This window comes from Burkholderia sp. AU31624, from assembly GCF_020420065.1.
Lineage (GTDB): Bacteria > Pseudomonadota > Gammaproteobacteria > Burkholderiales > Burkholderiaceae > Burkholderia.
Genome location: NZ_JAIZRT010000007.1, coordinates 20,245 through 41,957, shown reverse-complemented (window position 1 = coordinate 41,957; position 21,713 = coordinate 20,245). Strand labels below are relative to the sequence as shown.

Below are 21,713 nucleotides of genomic sequence, written 5' to 3'. Positions count from 1 at the left end.
GTGCACCGCGAAGCCGGACGACGACGTCCGGCGCGCGACGCACATCCGGCTGCGAGGCCTTCGTTCAGTTGCCGGCGAGACTGCTTTTCAGCAGGAATTCCAGCAAGTCGTCCGAAGTCGGTTCGCCCCACGTATCCAGCGCGAGCCACCGGAAGAAGCTGGTCTGCGCGAGCTTGCTCGCCTTCTTCTTCGGCGACAGCGTCAGGTCCTTCGAGCCTGCCACCGTCTCGTTGTAACGCTCGATCAGCTTGGTCTGGTCGTCGATCTCCAGTTCGCGGAAATACGCGCCGGCTTCCTCGACCTTCGCCGCCAGATATTTGTCGCGAATCTGTTCCTGCTTGCTCTGCGCGGATTCCTTCGCCGGGGCCGCCGCTTCCGTTCCCTGCCCGTCGGACAGCGTGTAGCCGTGCGTCAGCGCCTTGCGGAAATACGCGGCCACATTGTCGACCGGGGCCGCATTCTTCTTCGTAGTCCGATTGAGCGTATAGGCAATCGCCGCCTTGATGCGCTGCACGCCATATTGCGTAATCAGCCGGCGCGCTTCCGAGCGCGGGATGCCGAACTTGGCGACCTCCTCGACCAGCGCTTCGTTCTTGACGTCGCCATCCTCCACCGTATCGGTGCTCTGCTTGCGCGTCACCTTGAACTGAACCGCCTCCACGCTCCGGCCAGACTTGTGTTCGATCAACTCGAGCGTGTGATCCGAAACTTCGTTCACCTCCTGAATGCACGGCACCAGGACCTTGCTCTTGAACAGCTTGTATTCCTTGTACGACTGCGACGCCTTGTCCTGGCCGAGAATGAGGTCACGAAATTTCGGCAGCGGGATCTTCGCGGTGATGCCGATCCCCTCGTAGCGCACCGTGTTTTCCCACAACGCGAGCGAGTGCGACCGCCGGAACTCGCGGGCGATCCGCATATCGATCAGTGCGTAGATCTCGGGGTTGAGCAACTCGCTGCGAATCTGGTCGGAGAAGCTGTACTTCAGCACCGATTGCTCGAGCTCCGCGCCGGCGAGCAGGCCCGACGCTTTCCAGACGGTCGACCGATCCGCGGCCAGATAGTCCCAGTTGACGACGGTACTGATCAACGAGTTGACCGTGTCCTTCACGTACTTCGTATTGTTGCTGTTCAACCCGCTCTCGTGCGAAAGCGACGCAAGCGAAATCGAGAAGCTCGTCCGGCCTGGCTCGAACGCCTCCTGTCGAAGCGCGTTCTTGATCAGCGAGCTGAACATCTTGCGCTGCTGCAGGCCGATCTTCCCGGACTTGGGCGCGATATGAATCGCCTGGACCGCCTTGCGCAGCAAGTCGGGAGGCTCGGGTGTCTGAAACAGTGAAACCTGTTTGTCTGAGCCTTTGCTTGCGGGCTTGCGCGGCATCGTAATGTCCGGATAAGGTGACCTTGTTGAGAGCGGACTTTATACCTTTTCCCGCCGAGGAGCAACGTCCTTGTTCCGGCTTTACTTGCACTATCTCCGCTAACCTGCAGATATAAAAGGAAAATTTGCAACCAGAAGAGTTGTGCGGGACCCCATATCCAGCTACCTTTCGACAAAAATGCTTCCCACAAGCCGCTACCTTTCATGTCCGGACGTGGAAACCCGGCATGAGATTTGCCCTTGGCAAGGTAACCATCCATGGGAAGCAAATGCCGAGAATCGGGATCGTGGGACAAATTCGTGGTGCCCTGCAGCACAGACCGACTTTCTTCCCATAACCTGCTACCTTCACCGATTCCCACAGGAGGGTACCTAACGACAGGCTCCGGCTGCGTTGCCTGCACTGATTTCAGCCCGAAAGGCAACCATCGCTCCCATAAACGGCAACCCATTGTTTTCCCCATAAAAGGTTACCTGTCGGTCCCATCGATCCTGTCTATGGGAGACCGCCACAGGAAATCCTGGAGAAAGGCAATCGAGCTGCCTCAAATGTGACCCATAACTGGCTACCTTTGAGGTGCCCCATAACCGGCTACCCAAGAAAAATCACTGTGCGACCCGGCGTTCACGGATCCTCAAAGGCGCCCCATAAAAGGCTACCCACAGGCATCCCCATAGACGACTACCCAACGCGTTTCCGGGCCGATTTCCCATAACCGGGTACGCTTGCCCCATATCCACAACCCCGATTCCCCACAACGCGGTACCCGAATCCCCAAATCCACAGACCTTAACTCCCAAGCCCTTACACCTGTGCTCCCATAAATGGGTACCGAACACCCCTCAAACCCTTGTCAGATAAGGCTGTGAGCCGTCTAAAAGTAGTTAAAGAAGTAAACGTGGTTTACAAAAGATGTAAACACACGTGCGCTTCCACAGAAAGACGAACCCCATAAACCGCTACCAATGGGAGCCGTCTATGGTGTGCCTGGCATCTCAAACCTTCGATTCACACCTGAAAACAATGACTTGGCGCCCTGTTCTACACAGGCTTCAGGCCCGACAAGGCTCCTGGAAGAGGTGAGTACACACTCACATGAGCTTGAAACGTAGAAACCTATGGGAAAAAAACGGGAAGAAAACCTCGCTACCGAGCACAGGTTCCCATTTATGGGATCAAAAAAGCGGCTCCGAGACCTCGACGGCGCCCGTTGTCGACCCGCAAAACAGATCAACGATCCGGAAACACGAATCTCTCTGGTTTCGTTCACAGCAGTTTGAAATCATCCCGGACGACAGCCGAAGGGTTTTTTTGCACTCATGCTTCGCTGTCCATGGACAAGTTTTTCCATTCGCGCGCGCGCGTCTCTCGTCAAATTTAGCCTGGGGACCGTGTACCGAGGGAATAGGTGTCATTCGCTTGGCAGCCTCGGGGGTCTTGCAACTTTCTACCTTTGGCGCCATCAACCCAATTTCGATGCTGTGCGCCACGCTCGCAAGGAGAGGCCCTGGAACGGCTTCCCGCAGATGAACCGGGTGGTCGCGCTGTCGGCACGCATCGCCGGCTCCTGGGTCGATCTACCGCACGTCGCGAACAACGTGAAGATGCGGGCGACCACGCAGCTCACCATAATCGAATTCGAGCGATGATCCCGAAAATGCTCACCTTCCGACAGTTTCGAATCCTGTAAAAGCTCACCAACCAGGCAAGGCACCGGGAATCGGCATGCTGTGCAGGCACCGACACCCGTCTGGGATGCCGGGCAACCCAGGCTGCGGAATGAAAAGCCTGTGGCGCGCGCACGTTGCGCGATGCGTTCCTGAGCAGAATCGGACGGTTCACAAGCGTGGCCGCGACACCGCAACCCAACGTGCCACGGTCACCAGCCGAGCGCCGCGACATCAGTGCGGCACCGTCGGCGCAGCCGTGAAGTGAATGCCTCCGATGTATTCACCGCACGCAATGTGTTCACACCATTCGTCATACAGACCACAGGACCACGCGGTGACGCGTTGTACCGGTTCAGGTGACGCTCGGCATCACAGTGCGGCGATGGGTTGCCGGATCGAATGCTGCGCGCCGTGGCGATGCAATCGTGCATGCCTTGATCGCTGCAAAACCGAATCGTGGTCGTTTATGGGAGGAACCGCCGCTTGAGCCGCGTCGATCGGCAACGCGGCACACAGTTCGACTGCTGATGCTGTGATCGCGACTGGCCTGATAACAGTCACATCAGACGTGAGCATGCCGGCGACACCACCTATGAAACAGTCCTGGCTATTTCACCTCGCACTGTGCCGCGCGTACATCGCCCATCCTCGTCGCTGAATCGCGGGTACATCGACCGCTTCCTGTTGCCGCCGCAGCGCGATCGGCACACGCAACGATACGAGCGACACAGTTCGTCCTGTCCGTGACCGCCGACCGGCATCCACGTTTTCTCCCATACGTGTATCCCCAATTCCATTCCCACGTTGGCGCCACATTTTTCGCGGCGCGGTTATGATGCACAGGTCCCGAACGCGGCATGACAACCGATCGGGGCTGGGGCGGTATCTCGATGGTCTTTCAATCCGTGATAAACCAGAAAAGAGAGTTCAGCGATGCAAATCCAGATCAGAAAACTCACGCTGGCTGCTACCGCAGCCGCGTTCCTGTTCGGCTCGGCAGTTCCTGCGTTTGCGCAGACCGACGCCAGCGCACCCGCGGCACAGGACGCGAAGGCAGCGAAGAGCCAGGCACGCAAGGCGGCCCGGGCCCAACGCAAGGCAGAGCACAAGGCAGCGCGTGCGAAGAACAACGCCGAGCTGAAGAAACTCGAAGACGCCGGTTACAAGCCCGCGGCCAATGATCCGAACTATCCGCAGAACCTGCAGAACGCGGAGAAGAAAGCCGCCGGCGCTAGTCAGTAAGCGCCGTCCGGCGGCAAGCCACGGTTCGATCCGCGGCTTGCCGCGTGCGTCGCGGCTCCGCGGCGCACATCGAAAACAGCATTCCCGGCACCGACGAAGGCAAACGCGATCCAGGCGCTTGCGTTATTTGTTTCGCATTCCTGTCTGTCTCGGCGCGCGCGCTCCGCACACCGACACAGTCAGTTCCGCACGCCCATCGCGGCCGTATTTCCCGCCACCTTCAACCATTCCTTGAATGCCCGCACCGCATCGTCGTTCGCGCGTGCCGAGGCCACGTACGTGAAATAGCGCCACGGCGGCAGTGCCGGTTCGCTGAACGGCTGTACCAGCCGCCCCTCTGCGATGTCGTCTGCGACGAGCGCGATCGGTCCCATCGCGACGCCGAGCCCGTCGAGCGCCCCTTGCAGCGTCAGGTAGAAATGCTCGAGCGTCAGCGAGTGGCGTGGCACGAGATTCGGCTGTCCGGCTGCCGCGAGCCATTCAGGCCACATGCCGGGATAGGTGGCGGCGTGCAGCAGCGTGAAGCCGGCCAGGTCGGCAGGCGTATGCAACGGCCGGCCCTCCAGCAGCTTCGGCGCACACACCGGCAGGCGGACTTCGGACAGGAATTCCTCGGCAACGTAACCGTCGATGGCCTGCGGGCCGCCGCGAACGATCAGATCGACCTTGTCGCGCAGTTTGTCGATCGGCTCGTTCGACGTCGACAGCCGCACCTCGATGGCCGGATGGGCGACCTGGAACGACGACAGCTTCGGCACCAGCCAGCGCAACGAAAACGTCGCGGGTGCGCTGACGCGCAACACGCGCTGCTGCGCGTGGCCGAAATGCTGCGCGGTGGCGAGCGCGATTCGGTCGAACGACGCGCCGACCTCGGCGAGATACGCGCGGCCCGGGTCGGTCAGTTCGACCCGCCGGTTATGGCGTTCGAACAGCGGCCGCCCGAGCCAGGCTTCCAGCTGTTGCACGTGCCGGCTGATCGCGCCGTGGGTCACGCACAGTTCGTCCGCGGCCAGCGTGAAGCTGCCGAGGCGCGCGGCGGCTTCGAACGCACGCAGCGAATTCAGCGGAGGGAGTCGTCGGGCCATTGCATCGTTCGCGTGAGTTTTACTCACACGATGGTTCAGGTTTAATCGTTTGATCGGGTACTCAAGCTCCGCCAATATGGCACACAAACGTCCGGCTCGGCCGAACGATTGTCTGAATTTCTCACATGGAGTACGGAGCATGCCGAACGTGGTGGTCGTGGGCGCCCAATGGGGCGACGAAGGCAAGGGGCGCGTCGTGGACTGGCTGGCGGCACAGGCCGATCTCGTTGCACGCTACAACGGCGGCCACAACGCGGGTCATACGCTGGTCGTGGGCGGCAAGACGTACAAGCTTGCACTGCTGCCGAGCGGTGTCGTGCGCGGCAAGCGCGGCGTGATCGGCAACGGCGTGGCGCTCGATCCGGAAGCGCTGCTCGCGGAAATCGGGCGGATGGCCGAGCTCGGGCTGCCGGTGACGCCGGATAACCTGTCGATTGCCGAGAACGCAACGCTGGTGCTGCCGATCCACCGCGCGATCGACCAGGCTCAGGAGCGTCTGCGCCGCGAGCCGATCGGCACCACGCTGCGCGGGATCGGGCCGGCCTACGAGGACAAGGTCGGGCGTCGCGGGCTGCGGGTCGGCGATCTCGCGGAACCGGGCCAGCTCGCCGCCAAACTGGATGTGCTCGTCGACCATCACAACGCGTGGTTCCGCGGGCTGGGGCTCGACGAATACTCCCGCGACGCGATGCTGGCGACGCTGGTCGACCTTGCGCCGCGGATCCTGCCGTTCGTGCGCCCCGTCTGGGCCGATCTCAACGATGCGACCGACCGCGGCGAGCGCATCCTGTTCGAAGGGTCCCAAGCCGTGATGCTGGACATCGACTGGGGCACGTACCCGTTCGTGACGTCGTCCGGCACCGTTGCCTCGGCGGCGGCGGCCGGTACGGGGCTCGGTGCGTCGAAGCTCGGCCACGTGCTGGGCGTCACGAAGGCGTATGCGACACGGGTCGGCGGGGGCCCGTTCCTCACCGAGCTGTCCGACGCGACCGGCGAAACGCTGCGTGCGCGCGGGCAGGAGTTCGGCGTGAATACCGGCCGACCGCGCCGCTGCGGATGGCTCGATGCCGCGCAATTGCGTCAGGCCGTCAGGATCTCCGGCATCGATTCGCTGGCGCTCACCAAGCTCGACGTGCTCGACGGTTTCGAGTCGATCGAGCTGTGCGTCGGTTACGAACTCGATGGCGTGCGGGTCGATCATCTGCCGGCGAGTCTCGATGCACAGTCGCGCGCGAAACCCGTGTACGAGCGGTTCGACGGCTGGCGCGGCACCGTGAAGGGAGTACGTGAACGTGCGGCGCTGCCGCGCGCCGCGCAGGATTTCATTGCGCGCGTCGAAGCGGTCGCCGGCGCACCGGTATCGATGATCACGACCGGCGCGGAGCGCGACGACACGATCGTGTTGCGTAATCCGTTCGATCCGGCCGCCGGCGCCTGATACGTCGTACATGCCATGAATCGCGCGGCGGCATCGGGGTTGCCGGGTAGTTTTTGCCGATCCGATGCCGGTCGTGTGCCGGTGCGACGGGGCGCGTATGCGCGCGGTCCATACACCGTGCGCACGGCGGCTCGGCGACACGATTCGGCGTCCGGATCACGTCGCATACGGCGAACTGGACACGTCTGCACTGCTGCTGTACTGTTCCGCACAATTCGCGCCAGACCGGCCTGCGCCGGCGCTGCCGGCACCATGGCCGCGCGGTGGCGCGACGTGATCTCAATCCCGGGGACAGGTCGATGGACACGTTACAGATGATGCGCATTTTCGTCCGGGTGGCGGAAGAGGGCAGCTTCACGAGCGCAGCCCAGCGCCTGGATATCACGACGGCTTACGCATCGCGGTCGGTCGCGCAGCTCGAAACGCACCTGCGCACGCGCCTGCTCAACCGCAGCACGCGCCGCATCGCGCTGACCGACGCCGGGCAGCGCTATCTCGACCGCTGCCAGCGCATCCTCGGTTATATCGACGAAGCGGAAGCCGAGGCGGCCGACGCACAGGCAAAGCCGTCGGGACGGCTGCACGTTCACGCGACGACGAGCTTCGGCCAGTCCTACGTGGTGCCCGCAGTCGTGCGCTACCGTGAGCGCTATCCGTCGGTTGCGGTCGAACTGACGCTGTCGCAGCATGTGCCCGACATCATCGACGAAGGCTACGACGTTTCGCTGCAGTTGAGCACGACCGAGTTGCCCGATTCCGGGCTCGTGTCGCAGCGGCTCGGCGAGGTGGGCAGCGTGCTGTGCGCGTCACCCGCATACCTGAAGGCGCGCGGCACGCCGCACACGGTGAGCGACCTCGACGGGCATGCGTGCCTGCAGATCGTCACGCCGCTCTTTCCGCGCGACCGTTGGCATCTCGATGGCCCCAACGGACGCGAAACGTTCGAACTGCCATTGCCGGATTTCCAGGTGAACATCGCCGATGCGCTCGGCGCCGCGTTGCGTGCCGGACTCGGCATCGGTTCGCTGCCGATGTCGGCCGCCCTGCCCGGGCTCGCGAGCGGCGCGCTGGTGCGCGTGCTGCCCGACTACCGGTTGCAGAAGCTGACGGTCTATACGCTGTACGCGTCGCGTCAGTATCTCGACGCGAAGATCCGCACGTTCGTCGATTTCCTGCGCGAATGCGTGCCAGAGTTGCTGGCGGCCGACGAGGCTGCGCTGGCCGCTTCCTGCAAGTCCTGAAGTCGAACCTTCCGCATGTGAGTACGACGTTGGGCATCGATCGCGCCAATAATACGTAGTCCTGTATTTAACGCGGATATCGGCCGCATCCCCACGACCGACCCGGGCAATGACGCCCGGATGACCGGCGTGCCCTTATGAAAGCGCTTGCTTTCGATATCGAACATCGTTGGTTCGGTGCGTGGCGCCAACCCCCTAGAATCGGTTCGACCGGCTTCATCGCATGCGTGCGCGAAGCGGCATCCTCTTCATCGAACCCGATACGACATGGCAGACCAACACTCCACAACCCGCCGCCGGCTCCTGCATGCCGGCCTGGCGATCGCGGCGGGTGCCGCCGCGCATCCGGGCTTTGCGCTGGCGAGCGCCGCCGGCGCGCGTACGTTGCGCATCGGCTATCAGAAAGGACCGCTCAGCCTGTTGAAGGCACGCGGTACGCTGCAGAGCAAGCTTGCGACTCTCGGCGTGACCGTCACGTGGACCGAGTTTCCGTCGGGGCCGCCGCAGCTCGAGGCACTGAACGCGGGATCGATCGACTTCGGCGACGTCGGTGAGGCACCGCCGATCTTCGCGCTCGCGGCCGGCGCTCCGCTCGTCTATTACGCGCAAACGCCGGCCGGCCCCGCGGCCGAGGCATTGGTGGTCGCGAAGGATTCGCCGGTGAAGACCTTCGCGGACCTGCGCGGCAAGCGCATCGCGCTGGTGAAGGGATCGAACACGCACTTCCTGCTGGTTCGGCTGCTGCAGTCGGCGAAGCTCAATTACACCGACATTTCGCCAGTCTGGTTGTCGCCGTCCGACGCGCGGGCCGCGTTCGAGAACCGCTCGGTCGATGCATGGATCATCTGGGATCCGTTTCTCGCGGTGGTCCAGCAGGCGTTCGGCGCGCGCATCGTCGCGGACGGCACCGGGCTCGTCGAGAATCGCAGCTATTACTTTGCGTCGCGCACCTATGCGCAGCGTAACGCCGACGTGCTGGACGCAACCGTGTCGGAATTGACGACGGTCCAGCGATGGCTCGATGCGAACCGCACGCAGGGTGCGGCCGAGTTCTCGAAGCTGTGGGGGATTCCGGAGCCGGCGGTGGCGCTCGCATTTCGCCGCGCGCGCTTCGGTGTCGAGCCCGTCACGCGCGACACGCTCGCGTATCAGCAGCGCATCGCCGATGTGTTCTACCAGACTGGCGTCCTGCCGAAACGCGTCGACGTCAGTCTGGCCGCGCCACCCGCGCTCGCTTGACTGTCCAGCCGGCCAGGCAACCGCTCAACGGCGGAATGGCTATGCCACACCGTCCGCAATCGGGCAGATGTCCAGCCGGCCTACGGCGCGACGCGCGATAACGGCACCGCTTCGTCGCGCAGCTTCAGCACATCGCGGCCCGGCGCATCGCCGAACAGGCGCGCGTATTCGCGGCTGAACTGCGACGCGCTCACATAGCCGACACTGCGGCACGCCTGCCGCGCATCCATTGCCGACAGGCACATCAGGCGGCGTGCCTCCTGCAGCCGCAATACCTTCTGGCATTGCAACGGGCTCATCGACGTGACCGCACGGAAGTGGTGATGGAAGGTCGACGGGCTCATGTCCACTTGCCGCGCGAGCGATTCGACCGTCATCGGGTCGAGGTAGTGGTCGCGTATCCAGGCGACGGCGCGCGAGATGCGCTGCGTCGTCGAATCGGCCTGGCCGACCTGCGCGACGCGTGCACCCGACGGGCCACGCAGCAGCCGGATGAGGATCTCGTCGACGATCAGCGGCGCGAGCAGGTCGATGTCGTCCGGTTGCGCGATCAGCCGCATCAGGCGCACGACGGCGTCGACGATTTCAGGCGGCGTATCGTGCGTGTCGAGCGCGCTGTAGTCGGCGGCTTTCGGCAGCCCGTGCGGAAACACGCGCGGCGTGAGTGCCGCGATGCGGTCCGGGTCGAGATCGAGTTGCACGTAAAGGAACGGCTCGGCCGGGTTCGCGCGTATCACGCGGCCGGTGACGGGCAGGTCCGCTGTCGCGACCATCATCCGCGATTCGTCGGTCACGTAGGTGTCATCGCCGACCCGCGTCGATTTCGCGCCTTGCCCGACGATGCTCAGGCACGCGTGGTGCACGCCATGGTTCCAGGGCGGTGGCGACGCGGACGCCCGCCCGATACGCATGCCCCGTACCGGGAGCTCGAACGTGCCGTCATGTGGCGCGTACGCGGCGATCAGCGCAGCGAGCCGGGCCGTGGGCGACCGCGCCGGCGACCCCGAGTCGTGATCGTGCGTGAGGCGCTGTAGCGGCGGCGTTCGGGCGTCGATTTCCATGGTGCGTGAGCGGATGGCGGAGTGGTCAGTGCAAGGTGTGCGGCTGCGATTCCGGGTTGGTGTCCCGGCAGGGGTGCCGGCACGGCGGTCACATCGTACGGCGAGTCGCGCGCATGTGATTGCCTAAACCTGTGGGAAATTAGCCCGATCATCCGGATCTGCATGGCCGGTGGCCGCATCGCGGGTCACTGCGCGGTGTGCAGCGCACAAATTCGGAAATTAAGGCAAAACAATCGCAGGATCGGGCAAGCCATTTTCCGGCCGTTTTCATACCATTGCACCTGCTGAAACAAACGTGATCCAGTGCGCTCCGGCGATACGGGTATGACCGTCGCATGGCCGGGGGGATACCACCGGCATTGCCGTAGCGAACCACTGGAAAAGACTCAGGACTGCTATTCGAATAGTCATGCATCGGGCCAGCCGAGGCCGGCTTGCGTCCGTTGCATGCCGGCTCGCGTCTGGCGCGAGCGTGCCGACCGACCCGGCGTGGCTGGCGTCGGTGCAGCCGCATTGGCCGGGCCGTTGCATGTCGGTCGCGATGCGGCGACGGAGGTGCGCGTCAACGCAGTCGACCGCGCAGGGGAATCCGGACAAATGGACCAACTTCAATCGATTCGGGCATTCGTGACGGTGGCAAGGGAAGGCGGCTTTCGCCGGGCGGCGACCCGGCTGCGCGTGTCGACGGCGATGGCGAGCCGGCTGGTCGATGCGCTCGAGACGCGCCTTGGCGCACGCCTGCTTCAACGCAGCACCTGCCACCAGTCGCTGACCGAAATCGGCGAGCTGTACCTCGCGCGCGTCGAGCGGATTCTCGGTGCGATCGACGAGATCGACGGTCGCTTCGTCGCGATGGGCAGCAAGCCGGAAGGCGCGTTGCGCATTGCCGCGCCGGTCGCGTTCGGGCTCAGCCAGTTGAGTGCGTTGCTCGATCGTTTCGTCAACCGGTTTCCGGACGTGCGGCCGACCGTCACGCTGACCGATGCCCATGTCGACCTGACATCCGAAGACATCGATGTCGCGTTTCTGACCGACGGCATGCCGGTGACCGGTGCGCATGCGCTGCACATGCTGGCCGCCTATGAATCCGTGCGCATCGCGGCGCCGACTTATGTCGACGCGCATGGCGGCGCGGCTGCGTCGGGCGACTGGCCGGACATCACGGCCGTGCGGCTCGATCTGCCGGCGACCGGCGATGACGATGCGGTTGCGTTTCGACCCGACACGGCGCCCGGCGGCAGTTTGGGTGTCGGCCATCTCGAGATGGCACGGCGACTGGCTGTGGCCGGCATGGGCGCCGCGGTGCTGCCCGCGTATCTCGTCGACGCCGATCTGGTGGCCGGCACGCTGGTGCGCGTCGCGCCGATTCGCCCGCTCGCGCCCGTCACGCTGAAGCTCGCGCATGCGCGCACCGCGCATCTGCCGGCTGCCGCACGGGCATTCATCGAATTCGCCGGCGCCGCGTTCCAGCCGGCGAGCTAGCGGCCAGCTTGATAGCCGCGGCTATGCCCGCCCGCCAGGGCAGCGGGCTCATGGTTTTTTCCACGGAAGCAGTTCGACGAACGAACGCTCCGCAGGGCGCAACGCACGCCCGAAATACGTGACCGTATCCGCGGCAAACAGGAAGCGACAGCATTCCGGCCGCGCGTGCAGGTCACGAGGAGATCTGGTGATTCCCATTGAAGGTCGTCTATTTGCGAGAGGTCGCTCCATGCGCGTCGAACGGGTTCCATACCGCTTAATCACTGCTGCAACGGCTGCCGTTTTCCTGGCCGCGTGCGGAAAAAAAGAATCGGCACCGCCGCCGCAAACGCCGGAAGTCGGCATCGTCACCGTCCAGCCGCAGGCCGTGCCGGCGGTAACCGAACTGCCGGGTCGCACCAGCGCGTTTCTGGTCGCGCAGGTGCGCGCGCGGGTCGACGGCATCGTGCTGCGCCGCGAGTTCACCGAAGGCACCGACGTCGAGGCCGGCCAGCGTCTGTACAAGATCGACCCGGCGCCATACGTCGCCGCGCTGAACAGCGCGAAAGCGACGCTCGCGCGGGCACAGGCGAACCTCGTCACGCAGAACGCGCTGGTCGCACGCTACAAGGTGCTGGTGGCCGCGAACGCGGTCAGCAAGCAGGACTACGACAACGCGGTGGCCACGCAGGGCCAGGCCGCGGCGGACGTCGCGGCCGGCAAGGCGGCGGTCGATACCGCGCAGATCAACCTCGGCTATACCGATGTCGTCTCGCCGGTTTCAGGCCGAGTCGGCATCTCGCAGGTGACGCCGGGCGCATACGTGCAGGCGAGCCAGGCGACGCTGATGTCGACGGTGCAGCAGCTCGATCCGGTGTACGTCGACCTCACGCAGTCGAGCCTCGACGGGCTGAAGCTGCGCCAGGACGTGCAGAGCGGCCGCCTGAAGACGAGCGGCCCGGGCGCCGCGAAGGTGTCGCTGATCCTGGAAGACGGCAAGACCTATTCGGAAGCCGGCAAGCTGCAGTTCTCGGACGTGACGGTCGACCAGACCACCGGCTCGGTGACGATTCGCGCGATCTTCCCGAACCCGGGCCGCGTACTGCTGCCGGGCATGTTCGTGCGCGCCCGGATCGAGGAAGGCGTGAACGAGAACGCGTTCCTGGTGCCGCAGATCGGCGTCACGCATGACCAGAAGGGCCAGGCGATCGCACTGGTCGTGAACGCGGCCAACAAGGTCGAGACACGTCCGTTGACGACGGCCGGCACGTACGGCCCGAACTGGATCGTCGAAGGCGGTCTGCAAGCGGGCGATCACGTGATCGTGCAGGGCGTCGACAAGGTGCGCCCGGGTGCGACCGTGAAGACCGTCTCGGCGCAGCTCGCACCGGCGCAGGACACAGCGTCCGGCACACCGGCAAGCGCCGCGAATGCGTCCGGCGCCGCGCCGGCGAGCACTGCCGCCCATGCTGCCGCGCGTTCGACCGCCGCGTCGGCCGCGCAATAACAAGGAGTCCGTTTCATGGCCAAGTTCTTTATCGATCGCCCGATCTTTGCGTGGGTGATCGCGATCGTGCTGATGCTGGCCGGCGTCGCATCGATCTTCAAGATGCCGATCGCGCAGTATCCGACGATCGCACCGCCGACGATCCAGATCCAGGCGAACTATCCGGGCGCTTCCGCGAAAACGGTGGAAGACACGGTGACGCAGGTGATCGAGCAGCAGATGAGCGGTCTCGACAACTTCCTGTATATGTCGTCGACGAGCGATGACTCGGGCAACGCGACGATCACGCTGACCTTCTCGCCGGGCACGAATCCGGACGTCGCGCAGGTGCAGGTGCAGAACAAGCTGTCGCTCGCGACGCCGAACCTGCCGCAGGTCGTGCAGCAGCTCGGCATGCAGGTCACGAAGTCGAGCAGCAACTGGCTGATGTGGTTCGCGTTCAACTCCGACGACGGCAGCATGTCGAAGGAGGACCTGACGAACTACGTGGCGTCGCACGTGCTCGATCCGCTCAGCCGCGTGAACGGCGTCGGCCAGACGCTGCTGCTCGGTTCGCAGTTCTCGATGCGCATCTGGCTCGACCCGGTCAAGCTGACCAACTACAGCCTCACGCCGACCGACGTGTCGGCCGCGATCACGCAGCAGAACGTGCAGATCGCGGGCGGGCAGATCGGCGGCACGCCGGCGAAGCCGGGCACGATGCTGCAGGCGACGATCACCGAATCGACGCTGCTGCGCACGCCCGAGCAGTTCGGCAACATCCTGCTGAAGGTCAACCAGGACGGTTCGCAGGTGCGCCTGAAGGACGTCGGCCGCGCGGCGCTGGGTTCGGAGAACTACACGTTCGACACGAAGTACATGGGGCAGCCGACGGCCGGCCTCGGCATCCAGCTCGCCACCGGCGCGAACGCGCTGGCGACCGCCACCGCGCTGCGGGCCAAGGTCCAGGAACTGTCGAAGTACTTCCCGCACGGTCTCGTCGTCCACTATCCGTACGACACGACGCCGTTCGTGCGCCTGTCGATCGAGGAAGTGGTCAAGACGCTGCTCGAAGGTATCGTGCTGGTGTTCCTCGTGATGTACCTGTTCCTGCAGAACCTGCGGGCGACGATCATCCCGACGATCGCGGTGCCGGTCGTGCTGCTTGGTACGTTCGCGATCATGGGCGTCGCCGGCTTTTCGATCAACACGCTGTCGATGTTCGGCCTCGTGCTCGCGATCGGCCTGCTGGTGGACGATGCGATCGTGGTGGTGGAGAACGTCGAGCGGGTGATGGCGGAGGAGGGCCTGTCACCGAAGGAGGCGACCCGCAAGGCGATGGGCCAGATCACCGGCGCACTCGTCGGCGTGGCGCTCGTGCTGTCGGCGGTGTTCGTGCCGGTGGCATTCTCCGGCGGGTCGGTCGGCGCGATCTATCGTCAGTTCTCGCTGACGATCGTGTCGGCGATGGTGCTGTCGGTACTCGTCGCGTTGATTCTGACGCCGGCCCTGTGTGCGACGATCCTCAAGCCGATCCCGCAAGGGCATCACGAAGAGAAGAAGGGCTTCTTCGGCTGGTTCAACCGGACGTTCGACCGCAGTCGCGATCGCTACACGAGCGGCGTGAACCACGTGATCCGGCGCTCGGGCCGCTGGCTCGTGATCTACCTGGCCGTGTTCGTCGCGGTCGGCGTGATGTTCGTGCGCCTGCCGAAGTCGTTCCTGCCGGATGAAGACCAGGGCTACATGTTCATGATCGTGCAGACGCCGTCGGGCTCCACGCAGGAAACGACCGGCAAGACGCTCGACAACATCAACACGTACCTGACCACCACCGAGAAGGATGTGGTCGACTCGGTGTTCACGGTCAACGGCTTCAGCTTTGCAGGCCGCGGCCAGAACGCCGGGCTCGTGTTCGTGAAGCTGAAACCGTACGAGCATCGCCAGCGTTCGGACCAGAAGGTGCAGGCGCTGATCGGCCGGACGTTCGCGCACTACGCGCAGTACAAGGACGCGATGGTGATCCCGTTCAACCCGCCGTCGATTCCAGAACTCGGCACCGCTGCCGGCTTCGACTTCGAGCTGACGGACAACGCCGGTCTTGGCCACGAAGCGCTGATGGCCGCGCGCGGGCAGTTGCTCGGGATGGCCGCGAAGGATCCCGCGCTGGCACTCGTGCGCCCGAATGGCCTGAACGATACGCCGCAGTACAAGGTCGACATCGACCGCGAGAAGGCGAACGCGCTCGGCGTGACGGCTGCCGCGATCGACCAGACGTTCTCGATCGCGTGGGCGTCGCAGTACGTGAACAACTTCCTGGATACGGATGGCCGGATCAAGAAGGTGTACGTGCAGTCGGACGCGCCGTTCCGGATGACGCCGGAAGACATGAACATCTGGTACGTGCGCAACAGCACGGGCGGCATGGTGCCGTTCAGCGCGTTCGCGACCGGCCACTGGAGCTACGGTTCGCCGAAGCTCGAACGCTACAACGGCGTGTCGTCGATCGAGATCCAGGGGCAGGCCGCGCAAGGCAAGTCGACCGGGCAGGCGATGGCGGCGATGGAAGCGCTCGCGAGCAAGCTGCCGGAAGGGATCGGCTACTCCTGGACCGGCCTGTCGTTCCAGGAAATCCAGTCCGGTTCGCAGGCGCCGATCCTGTACGCGATCTCGATCCTCGTCGTGTTCCTGTGTCTCGCGGCGCTGTATGAAAGCTGGTCGATCCCGTTCTCGGTGATCATGGTGGTGCCGCTCGGCGTGGTCGGCGCGCTGCTCGCGACGATGCTGCGCGGTCTCGAGAACGACGTGTTCTTCCAGGTCGGCCTGCTGACGACCGTGGGCCTGTCCGCGAAGAACGCGATCCTGATCGTCGAGTTCGCGCGCGAGTTGCAGGCCGGCGGAAACATGGGGCCGGTGCGCGCGGCGATCGAGGCGGCGCGCCTGCGGCTGCGTCCGATCCTGATGACGTCGCTCGCGTTCATGCTCGGCGTGCTGCCGCTCGCGATCAGCAACGGCGCAGGCTCGGCGAGCCAGCACGCAATCGGTACGGGCGTGATCGGCGGGATGATCACGGCGACGTTCCTCGCGATCTTCATGATCCCGATGTTCTTCGTGCGGGTTCGCGCGATCTTCAGCGGCGAGACGGAAAACGTCGACGACGCATGGCGTCTCGTGCAGGGCGACCTGCAGCGCGGTCAGGACGACGCACACGATTCGAAGGGGCAGTAACGATGCAAAAACACGCTTTGACTACGACCGCGGCCGCCCTGGCGGTCGCGCTCTTCGCCACGGGCTGCACGATGGCGCCGCATTACAAGCGGCCCGATGCACCCGTCGCGCAGGCGTACCCGGCCGGCGGCGTCTACGCGACGCAGCCGGGTGCGGCCGGCGCGCGCAGCGCGAACGGGCAAGCTGCGACCGCCATCGGCTGGCGCGAGTTCTTCGTCGATCCGCGCCTGCAGCGGCTGATCGAGATCGCGCTGAAGAACAACCGCGACCTGCGCGTATCGGTGCTGAACATCGCGGCGGCGCGCGCGCAGTACCAGATCACGCGCGCGGGCCTGTTCCCGACGATCGATGCGACGGGTACCGGTAATCGTCAGCGCCTGCCGAATGCGCTGTCGGTGGCGCCGGGCCGGAACATCACGACGACCTACAACGTCGGGCTGTCGGCGTCGTGGGAACTCGACCTGTTCGGCCGCGTGCAGAGCCTGAAGGACCAGGCGCTCGCGCAGTACCTGTCGACCGCGTATGCGCGGCAGGCGTCGGAGATCTCGCTGGTGTCGCAGGTGGCGGATCAATACCTGACGCTGCTGTCGACCGACGATCTGCTGAAGGTCACGGAGAACACGCTGAAGACGGCGCAGGACTCGTACAACCTGACGAAGCTGCAGTTCGACAACGGCACGGGCTCCGAGCTCGAGCTGCGTCAGGCGCAGACGGTGGTCGAGCAGGCGCTGTCGAACCAGCAGGCGCAAGCACGGGCACGCGCGCAGGCGTTGAACGCGCTGGTGCTGCTGATCGGCGAGCCGCTGCCGGACGATTTGCCGGCGGGCATGCCGCTCGACGCGCAGAACCTGCTGACGGACGTGCCGGCCGGCCTGCCGTCCGACCTGCTGACGCGTCGCCCCGACGTGATGCAGGCCGAGCAGTCGCTGCTGGCGGCGAACGCGAACATCGGTGCGGCACGCGCGGCGTTCTTCCCGAAGATCTCGCTGACGGCCGCGTTCGGCACCGCGAGCCCGACGCTCGGCGGCCTGTTCAAGGCCGGCACGGCGGCATGGTCGTTCGCGCCGAGCATTGCGTTGCCGATCTTCGAAGGCGGCTCGAACATCGCGAACCTCGATCTTGCGCACGTGCAGAAGCGCATCGAGATCGCGAACTACGAGAAGGCGATCCAGTCGGCGTTCCGCGACGTGGCGGACGGGTTGGCCGCACGCGGCACGTACGACCAGCAGATCGCGGCGCTGGAGCGCAACGAGCATGCGCAGCAGCGACGCTTCGACCTGTCGGACCTGCGTTACAAGAACGGTGTCGACAGCTACCTGTCGGTGCTGACCGCGCAGACGGACCTGTATTCGGCGCAGCAGTCGCTGATCAATGCGCGTCTGGCACGCTGGACCAACCTGGTCAACCTGTACCGTTCGCTGGGCGGCGGGTGGATCGAGCGGGCCGGCGAAACGCCGCGCGCGCCGGATGCACCGGTCGACTACGACAAGGCGGCCGCTCCGGCGCCTGCGTCGGCAACGGCGACGAACGGGTAAGCAAGACCAAGGGCAGGGGCGAGCCATTGCCCCTGTTCGCGGAGGCTGCCCGACGCGAAAACGAAAACGCCACGGATGAAAATCCGTGGCGTTTCTTTTTCCGCAGTCTACGTAGCCGCTCGCGTCGGAAGCGGCGTTACGTTACCCCTGCTTTTCCCAAAGCGTGCGGCCGAAGAACGTCAGCGTGCGATCCCACGCCATTTGCGACCACACCGGATCGAACTGCGTGCCGGCGATACGGCCGGGGCCGACAGCCGTTTCGTTCGCGAATGCGTGATGCGCGAGATAGCGATGGAATTCGACATTGACCTTCGCATCGGTCAGCTTCTTCTCGAGCGCATCGACCTGGTCGATCGCGAAGAACGCATCCTGCGTGCCCCAGTGGCCCATCAGCGGCACCTTGAGCTTCGCCGGATCGAGGTAGTCGAGCGGCGGGAGGCCGTACCACGTGACGCCCGCGTCCGCATCGGCGAACTGCAGCGACAGCAGCGTGAGTGCGCCGCCCATGCAGTAACCCGTCACCGCGACACGCGAGGCGAGCGTCTTCAGATGCGTCACGGCGCCCGGAATGTCCTGCGAAGCCGCGTCGCCGAAATCGAGCCCGGTCATCAGGTGGTGTGCTTCCTCTTCCTCGACCGTTGATTTGCCGCGGTACAGGTCGGGCACGAGCGCGAAGTAGCCGCAGCGCGCGAGGCGATCCGCGACGCCACGGATCTGGTCGTTCAGCCCCCACCATTCCTGGATGACGACGACCGCGGGCGCGCCTTCGGTCTTCGCCGGCGTGGCGAGATAGCCCTGCAGTTCCTGGCCGTCCGGGCGTCGAAACGTGATCATGGAACCGGATGTTTGAGACATGAAACCGCTCCTTTTCGAAAAATGCGATGAGTGCGGCATCGGGGCCGGCCTGCGGGCGCGGCGACGATCGGGCAAGCCGGGCGTCGTGGTTCCGCTCGCGTTCGTTTTGGCCGGCACCGACCACGCGGCCATTCTATGCGCAAACACCGGCTGCCGTCGTGAACGGAGCCGCGCGGCACGCGACTCGCGAGACCGCATCGATCGGGGCGCGCAATCCGTTCCGGGCGCGGACGGCCGGAAAACAAACACCCCGCCCCGACGAACGGGAGCGGGGTGTTTCGTTTGCTGCGCGCGTATCGGAATACGCGGGCGCGTGTCCGGCTTACTGGCCGAAATACACGGAGTCGCGGCCATCCTGCTTGACTGCGATCGCGCGGCCCGCGCGTACGCCGGCGGAGGCTTGCGCGCCGTAGCCGGTTTCATCGGCGTTCGTCACGCGGGCCTGGGCGGTCTGCAGCGCGCGCGGGTAATACTGATCGGAGACTTCGGGCTTGTAGCCGGCCTGTTCGAGCTGGACGAGTTCGGCGCGCACCTGGGCACGCGTCAGCTGGCCCGACGGATTCGATTGTGCAAATGCGCCGTACGAGGCGGACAGCGCGGTTGCGGCGACGACAGCGTAGATGAACGACTTCATGATGACCTCCGGTTTCATTGATTTCGCGCTTTGCTTGTTGCGTTCAGCGGTTGATTGCATCGTAGCGATCGCGTTACCGGTCGGAAATACGCGTTCCAGCGAATAATTATTGCAACTGGGTAAACGATCTGGGGCGGCGGGGTGTTTCGTCTGATGATTGCGAGGCTGTCCGGCGCTTGACGGGGACTGCGGACGGAGCCATGAGTGGGGCGATGCCGTCGGTCGGTAGGGGCCACAAAACGACCAGTTACATCGCATTCCGAAGTATTTGTGTGAGGCTGTTTATATCGTTCGTGCCGTATTTGTGGCACATGACCGCGTCACTCGACCAGGACCGCCTGCCGTTTCCGGTATTCGGCAGGCGTGATTCCAACGTGCCGGCTGAACGACCGCCTGAGCGTATCGACATTCGCGAAGCCGCATTTCGCGGCGACCTGTTTCGGCGTGTCGTGACCGTTCTCGAGCAAGTGGCGGGCGGCCGAAATGCGGGTCGCCTCGACCCATGCGGCCGGCGTCATGCCGACTTCCGCGCGGAACAGGCGTGCGAAGTGGCGCGGGCTCATGCCTGCATGCTTCGCCATTTCCGCCACCGAATGCTCGAGTTCCGGATTCGCCGCGATCCAGCGTTGGACCTCCTGCAGTACCGAACGTCCGGCAGGGCGCGCCTCGCCCTTGCGGCTGAACTGGAGTTGGCCGCCCGGGCGCTTGAAGAACATGACCAGTTGTGCGGCGACGCGCCGCGCGATCTCGCGGCCGAGATCTTCCTCGACCAGCGCGAGCGCGAGATCGAGCCCGGCCGTGACGCCGGCGCCGGTGCGCAGCTTGCCGTCGCGCACATACAGTGCGTCCGCGTCGACGGCGAGCGATGGATACGCTTCGGCAAGCGCATCGGCCGCAGCCCAGTGCGTGGTCAGGTGACGGCCTTTCAGCAGGCCGGTGGCCGCGAGGATGAACGCGCCGGTGCAGATCGAGCCGTAGCGCTTGCTCTGCACGGCCGCCGCTCGCAGCCACGCGAGGACGTCGGAGCGCAGTGCGATCCGGCCGGCGCTCGGCGCGCCGGCGACCAACAGCGTGTCGATGCGCTCAGGAATGTCGGGAACGATCCAGTCGGGCAGCAACTGCGCACCGGACGAACTGCGGATCGGACCGGACTCGCTGGCGATGATCCGCAACGTATAGAACGGCTTCCCGCATTCGGCGTTCGCTTGCGCGAAGACGTCGAGCGGTGCGGAGACATCGAGCAGTTGAACGCCCGGAACGGCGAAAATTCCTACGACCTTCGGCATGATCGATGGTGTGTCGTGTCGAACGTGACGGGTAGCAGTATAGACGCGCCAGCGGCGCACGATGCTCGCAGACGGGCCTGGCTCCGGTGTTCTTCTCGCTGCGCGGGCGCCGTGTCTGTCCATCGCGCAAAATGGCAGGATTTGACGTAACACGTCTATTGGAGACAGCTATCGGACGCCGGAGAATCGAGGGTGTTTTCAATGGAGGTCGATCATGACTGAGAACGTTGCAGGCATCACCATTCCCGATAGCCAATTGACGCGCGAAATCACCGAGCTCGTTCGCGATACCGCGTCTCCGTTGCTGTTCCATCATTCCAGCCGCGTGTTCTATTTCGCGGCGCTTGCGGGCCAGCGGCGCGGGCTGAAATACGATCCCGAGCTGCTCTACTGCGGCTGCATGTTCCACGACATGGGGCTCACGCACAAACACAGCAGCGCATGCGAGCGTTTCGAGGTGGACGGCGCCAATGCCGCACGCGATTTCCTGAAGGGCAAGGGCATTTCGCAGCAGGATATCGACGTCGTGTGGACCTCGATCGCGTTGCATACCACGCCGGGCATCCCGCAGCACATGCATCCGGTGATCGCGCTCGTTACCGCGGGCGTCGAGATGGATGTGCTGGGCCTGACCTATCCGGAATACAGCGATGTGGAGCGCGAGGCCGTCGTTCGTGCGCATCCGCGTACGCCGCACTTCAAGGAAGACATCATTCAGGCGTTCTACGATGGGATCAAGCACAAGCCTGATACGACGTTCGGCAACGTGAAGGCCGATGTGCTCGCAGACAAGGACCCGCATTTCCACGCAGGCAATTTCTGCAGCGTGATCCGGTCGTCCGCGTGGGCCGGCTGATTGCTCGCGGTGTG

The 21,713-nt window shown here is 64.5% G+C and carries 16 protein-coding genes; 10 read left to right on the top strand and 6 right to left on the bottom strand.

Annotation, left to right across the window (positions count from 1 at the left end; genetic code table 11):
* Window positions 1-64: 64 nt before the first annotated feature.
* Window positions 65-1,381, bottom strand: a complete 1,317-nt coding sequence (locus LGM89_RS24770) for a replication initiation protein (RefSeq protein WP_039369202.1) — start codon at window positions 1,379-1,381, stop codon at window positions 65-67.
* Between the two features lie 1,527 nt (window positions 1,382-2,908).
* Between LGM89_RS24770 and LGM89_RS37215 the strand changes: the two genes are divergently transcribed.
* Both LGM89_RS37215 and LGM89_RS24765 read left to right on the top strand, forming a co-directional pair.
* Complete coding sequence (locus LGM89_RS37215; RefSeq protein ID WP_256990214.1) at window positions 2,909-3,031, top strand: hypothetical protein; 123 nt, start codon at window positions 2,909-2,911, stop codon at window positions 3,029-3,031.
* A gap of 954 nt (window positions 3,032-3,985) precedes the next feature.
* Window positions 3,986-4,294: a hypothetical protein gene (locus tag LGM89_RS24765; RefSeq protein ID WP_046547226.1), complete on the top strand. Its 309-nt coding sequence runs from the start codon at window positions 3,986-3,988 to the stop codon at window positions 4,292-4,294.
* Window positions 4,295-4,473: 179 nt separating this feature from the next.
* On the opposite strand, the gene gcvA is transcribed toward LGM89_RS24765, so the two are convergent.
* Window positions 4,474-5,379, bottom strand: coding sequence for a transcriptional regulator GcvA (gcvA, locus tag LGM89_RS24760; RefSeq protein WP_226274232.1), 906 nt, complete (start codon window positions 5,377-5,379; stop codon window positions 4,474-4,476).
* Between the two features lie 139 nt (window positions 5,380-5,518).
* Between gcvA and LGM89_RS24755 the strand changes: the two genes are divergently transcribed.
* From LGM89_RS24755 to LGM89_RS24745, 3 genes are all read left to right on the top strand, one after another.
* Window positions 5,519-6,817, top strand: a complete 1,299-nt coding sequence (locus LGM89_RS24755) for an adenylosuccinate synthase (RefSeq protein ID WP_226274231.1) — start codon at window positions 5,519-5,521, stop codon at window positions 6,815-6,817.
* 299 nt (window positions 6,818-7,116) lie between these two features.
* Window positions 7,117-8,058, top strand: a complete 942-nt coding sequence (locus LGM89_RS24750) for a LysR family transcriptional regulator (RefSeq protein WP_089430038.1) — start codon at window positions 7,117-7,119, stop codon at window positions 8,056-8,058.
* Window positions 8,059-8,325: 267 nt separating this feature from the next.
* On the top strand, window positions 8,326-9,297 hold the full coding sequence (locus LGM89_RS24745; RefSeq protein ID WP_226274230.1) for a sulfonate ABC transporter substrate-binding protein: 972 nt from the start codon (window positions 8,326-8,328) through the stop codon (window positions 9,295-9,297).
* Between the two features lie 80 nt (window positions 9,298-9,377).
* Here LGM89_RS24745 and LGM89_RS24740 read toward each other — a convergent pair whose 3' ends face one another.
* Entirely contained in the window at window positions 9,378-10,358 is a 981-nt protein-coding gene (locus LGM89_RS24740; RefSeq protein WP_226274229.1) for an AraC family transcriptional regulator, read from the bottom strand.
* Between the two features lie 597 nt (window positions 10,359-10,955).
* Here LGM89_RS24740 and LGM89_RS24735 point away from each other — a divergent pair.
* The 4 genes from LGM89_RS24735 (at window position 10,956) to LGM89_RS24720 (ending at window position 18,068) form a co-directional block, all read left to right on the top strand.
* On the top strand, window positions 10,956-11,840 hold the full coding sequence (locus LGM89_RS24735; protein WP_226274228.1) for a LysR family transcriptional regulator: 885 nt from the start codon (window positions 10,956-10,958) through the stop codon (window positions 11,838-11,840).
* 229 nt (window positions 11,841-12,069) lie between these two features.
* Window positions 12,070-13,326, top strand: coding sequence for an efflux RND transporter periplasmic adaptor subunit (locus LGM89_RS24730; RefSeq protein ID WP_226274226.1), 1,257 nt, complete (start codon window positions 12,070-12,072; stop codon window positions 13,324-13,326).
* Between the two features lie 15 nt (window positions 13,327-13,341).
* Entirely contained in the window at window positions 13,342-16,533 is a 3,192-nt protein-coding gene (locus LGM89_RS24725) for an efflux RND transporter permease subunit (protein ID WP_226274225.1), read from the top strand.
* A 2-nt stretch (window positions 16,534-16,535) separates the two neighbouring features.
* Complete coding sequence (locus tag LGM89_RS24720; RefSeq protein WP_226274224.1) at window positions 16,536-18,068, top strand: efflux transporter outer membrane subunit; 1,533 nt, start codon at window positions 16,536-16,538, stop codon at window positions 18,066-18,068.
* A gap of 141 nt (window positions 18,069-18,209) precedes the next feature.
* Here the strand turns inward: LGM89_RS24720 and LGM89_RS24715 are convergent, their stop codons facing one another.
* From LGM89_RS24715 to LGM89_RS24705, 3 genes are all read right to left on the bottom strand, one after another.
* Window positions 18,210-18,923, bottom strand: a complete 714-nt coding sequence (locus LGM89_RS24715) for a dienelactone hydrolase family protein (protein WP_089430049.1) — start codon at window positions 18,921-18,923, stop codon at window positions 18,210-18,212.
* A 322-nt stretch (window positions 18,924-19,245) separates the two neighbouring features.
* Complete coding sequence (locus tag LGM89_RS24710; protein ID WP_222153302.1) at window positions 19,246-19,557, bottom strand: DUF4148 domain-containing protein; 312 nt, start codon at window positions 19,555-19,557, stop codon at window positions 19,246-19,248.
* A 320-nt stretch (window positions 19,558-19,877) separates the two neighbouring features.
* Window positions 19,878-20,843: a GlxA family transcriptional regulator gene (locus LGM89_RS24705; RefSeq protein ID WP_089498212.1), complete on the bottom strand. Its 966-nt coding sequence runs from the start codon at window positions 20,841-20,843 to the stop codon at window positions 19,878-19,880.
* A gap of 214 nt (window positions 20,844-21,057) precedes the next feature.
* Here LGM89_RS24705 and LGM89_RS24700 point away from each other — a divergent pair, with 214 nt between their 5' ends.
* A complete protein-coding gene (locus tag LGM89_RS24700) occupies window positions 21,058-21,699 on the top strand; it encodes an HD domain-containing protein (RefSeq protein WP_011349307.1) in 642 nt (213 codons plus the stop codon).
* Window positions 21,700-21,713: the final 14 nt, after the last annotated feature.